This is a genomic window from Catellatospora sp. NPDC049609, assembly GCF_040675365.1.
Classification (GTDB): Bacteria; Actinomycetota; Actinomycetes; order Mycobacteriales; family Micromonosporaceae; genus Catellatospora.
The window spans coordinates 1-3375 of record NZ_JBFAOU010000365.1 but is presented as its reverse complement, the minus strand read 5'-3'; the positions used below and the strand labels follow the sequence as shown (position 1 = coordinate 3375).

The following is a 3375-nucleotide window of genomic DNA, read 5'->3' as shown; positions in this document are numbered from 1 at the left end:
CTCGGTTACAAGCCGGCGACTCCTCAGACTCCTAACACGACGTTGGATTACTCGGGCTCGATCTGGGATGCCAGCTGCGACGGGGGGGTGTATAATCCGTTCCTACCCCCGCTTTACACAAATCCGCCTATGAATGATCCGGTTCCGCTCCCGGTGCCGCCGCAGGCACCCTGTGACAATCAACTGCTGCCTCCGGTGTCCTGGTGCAGCGATGGCCCGCCACCCCGAGTGACCATCACAGGCACGATCAAGACGGCAAATGCCCACCTCCCCGCCGAGGAGGCGCGCCAATTCGAGCACGTCAAGATCGCAGTCTTCGCATTTACGCGAGACAGCGAAGTTCCAGAAGCTGCACCCGAATGGCAACCCGTACTCTCTGGCCCCGGCGGCACAGGTGAGCCGGTGATCCGTTATACGGACAACGTGGGTAGATTCGAATTCGAAGATATGATCTATCCGCAGGATTACGATCTGGAAGACGGAACGCGATGGTACGGGTGCGAGCCTACGCCAGACGCGTTCATGCGTTCGCACGCCTGCGAAGACGGCGACGTGGTTCTTCGAGTGTATGGGCAGAGCGAAGACGGGACCGTGCTCGTCAAGAACGCCGATGGACAGCCGGCGCTCATAGCAGAGATCCCCATAGGACGGTTTTTCGAGCGCGATAACAACTACACTGCCGACACCGCTGTCGGACACGCTTATCGCGCCGCCAACGACGTCTCGCGTCTCACTCACGGGCTGGGCAGTGGGCTAGAACTCGGTCCTGTCGTCATTGAGATGGTCGACGACTACACGAGGTATGATCCCTCATCCGGAACGATGTACTTGCTTCCGGAAGAGGCCTTTGAGTTTATTCCAGAGCATGAACTCGGGCACAAGTACATGCATGATCTCTATGGCGATGATCTGCCGGGTGTGCCAGAGTCGTGCTTCGACCACTATTTTACGGATCCAGAAGACGAGAGCTGCTCTTTTCTTGAAGGATTTGCGAGCTTCATAGCTCTCGCGTCTAGCAATGGCATCAACAATTTTGACAATACGCTACTCTACTGGCCGAACGGCTATACTATGGACCTTGAAGTCTGCCGCGGAAATGGCCCGTGCCAAGACGGACCTGGCGTTGAGGGACGAGTAGCCGGTGCTCTGTGGGACCTCTACGACCGGAGTCCTATGGAGTTGAAGGATGGCTTTTGGGATCGCGTCAATGAGCCCTTCTCTGCAATCCCCCGAGTATTGAGAGATTTCAAACCAGCGACGTTCAACGAGTTCTTTGCCAGGTGGACTGCCGGGAGGATGGATACTGGCCAACGTCGAGATGACCAAGAGGCGATGTTCGGCAACACGTTGCTTTACTCTGGGCTGTTCGACGCAGAGAAGGCCAACTCGGAAGGCGTTTGGTCTTCCGTCGAATGCGGAGATGACTGCGTTGGAGGAGAGTATCTCTTCTCCATGGCAGGTGCCGGGCAAGCGATGACTTGGCAGATCGGCTCCGCATTGGGCTACGGAGGCAAATATGATGTCTGGGTGCACGTGCCCGACAGTGAAACCGCGCCCAATTGGGATACCCAAGCGAGGTACAGCTTTCAAACGCTAGCGGGTCCAACAACGGTTGTTATTGATCAAGCTGCAAATGCAGGTAGGTGGATACCGCTTAACGACGCTGGATACGACCTATTTAACCTCAGCACTTTTACCCTCCGACGCGGGAGCGAAGCCCCCGACCTCGCAGCCGATGGAGTGCTCATCTCCCCACGGCAAGGCTAGGAGCGTGAGTCAGTAACGGTCCAGGCTGGAGTGAGCCGTTCGTGGGCCGTGCGCTTGCCGCTCGGGTGGTGTTGTGACCTGGTCCTGGTCTGCCGATGTGGGTGGTATGGCCTGGTGGGTGCTGAGGCCGGTGGTGGGTGGGCTCATCTGTTCGCCGTGGTGAGCCCACCGACTCCGACGTGGTGAAGATCTTGCGTAGTTGTGGCACGGGGCCAGCAGCCGCCATTCGCCGCGTGCGGCGTCCGGCACGCGCCGCAGGAGTCTCCGTCCGTGGACGGTGACGATCTGGCCGAAGGCGGGCTCGACGATGGCTCTGCCTCGGGCGTAGGAAGCCCGGCCGGGTTTGGCGCGCAGGCTGTCGGCAGCGGTTCGCTCAGCTCCAAATCGATCGGCAGATAAGCGCAAACGAGCGTAGAGTTAGTCACTTCGTGGGGATTGCTCGATGCGCGTGTGATACTGCAAGATTCACCTAGTCTCGTAAGGGTCGGCATGTTCCGCTGTGGCTTAACTTGAGCAATATGGTGGACGCGATTAACTGGTGTATCGAGAAGGGCGTTGAGCCTGATAGAGCTGCTGTACTCGTATCTGCTTGCTGGTTTATCATGGACGATTACCCCCACGAGATTACCAAGCTGGCTCAAGTCGCATCTGAAAAGTGGTCGCACCCCGACATCGATGCCGTTTGGGTACCCGCCATATGCTGCTGGGCAGGGTGACCTTGCTCGCGGTCTGCAGTACGGCGCTCGATGGGGCCAAGGGCGGTAGCCATCCGGTGGCATTTGCATATGCAAACCGGGTGCTCGCAGAAATTGCCCATGTGAGAGACTCGAACCACACAGCGGCGAAAGCACTCCTTGATGAGGCGGCAGACATGGCCGAAATTCGGGGTACAGTCCTCTTGCCTGTGAGCTCGATCTCATGAAAGTCCAAGTGCTTGCGGCATCGGGTGACATTCCCGATGCGCTTCAGCGGGCAGCTTCGCTGTGTGCGGAGGCAATAGAGTAGAACAACATTTGTGAGGTCCTTGGTCCCGATTCATCATTGGAGCTCTTCGAATTGAGAGCTCACCGGCCCGCGCTCGGGTCTACCTAGCAAAGTGTTGGAAGACACCACGGCTGCTCCGTTCGGAGTAGGCTTCGTGTCTCGTGCGCTTGCGGCGCTGGAGGCGCAGGTCGGCGACTTTGCCTCTTCCGGGAGGCTATTTCGCCAGTCCCTTGATGCATTCGTACATACGGGCGACGGGCTTCAACAATTCCTGACAGCCGGCTCCATGATATTCGTGGCTGGAACGGGCCCCGCGGATACAGCAGCGGTGGCAGTCGGCGCCGTCAGATCGAACTGCGCGACCGCAGTGAACCCAACTACACACCACCATTCGATCGCGCAGTGGTGGAGTTGGAGCAGATGTTAAGTGCCGATGCCCTCGAAGCGGGAGTGACACAAAGTTGTCTGCTCTCGCTACCGGGACTTGTGTCCGAACGTCATCCGGCGCTAGGCAGTGTCGCGAAGTGCGTCTAGTGCTTTGACCGGGAAGGTTCGCCGGGTTGGTTGCCGGTCTCTGAGCCGGCACGTGCTGCGTGCTATCCGTTCACGTGTTCCGGTGCCAGC

Annotated in this window: 1 protein-coding gene and 1 pseudogene; one reads left to right on the top strand and one right to left on the bottom strand. The window is 58.5% G+C overall.

Annotation, left to right across the window (positions count from 1 at the left end; genetic code table 11):
• Positions 1 to 228 precede the first annotated feature (228 nt).
• The gene (locus AB0J67_RS40040) at positions 229 to 1767 is read left to right on the top strand and encodes a hypothetical protein (protein WP_363490874.1); all 1539 of its coding nucleotides are present in this window, start codon (positions 229 to 231) and stop codon (positions 1765 to 1767) included.
• Between the two features lie 195 nt (positions 1768 to 1962).
• Here AB0J67_RS40040 and AB0J67_RS40035 read toward each other — a convergent pair.
• Positions 1963 to 2121 (bottom strand): annotated as a pseudogene (locus tag AB0J67_RS40035) (IS1182 family transposase); the annotation flags it as partial.
• Positions 2122 to 3375 lie beyond the last annotated feature (1254 nt).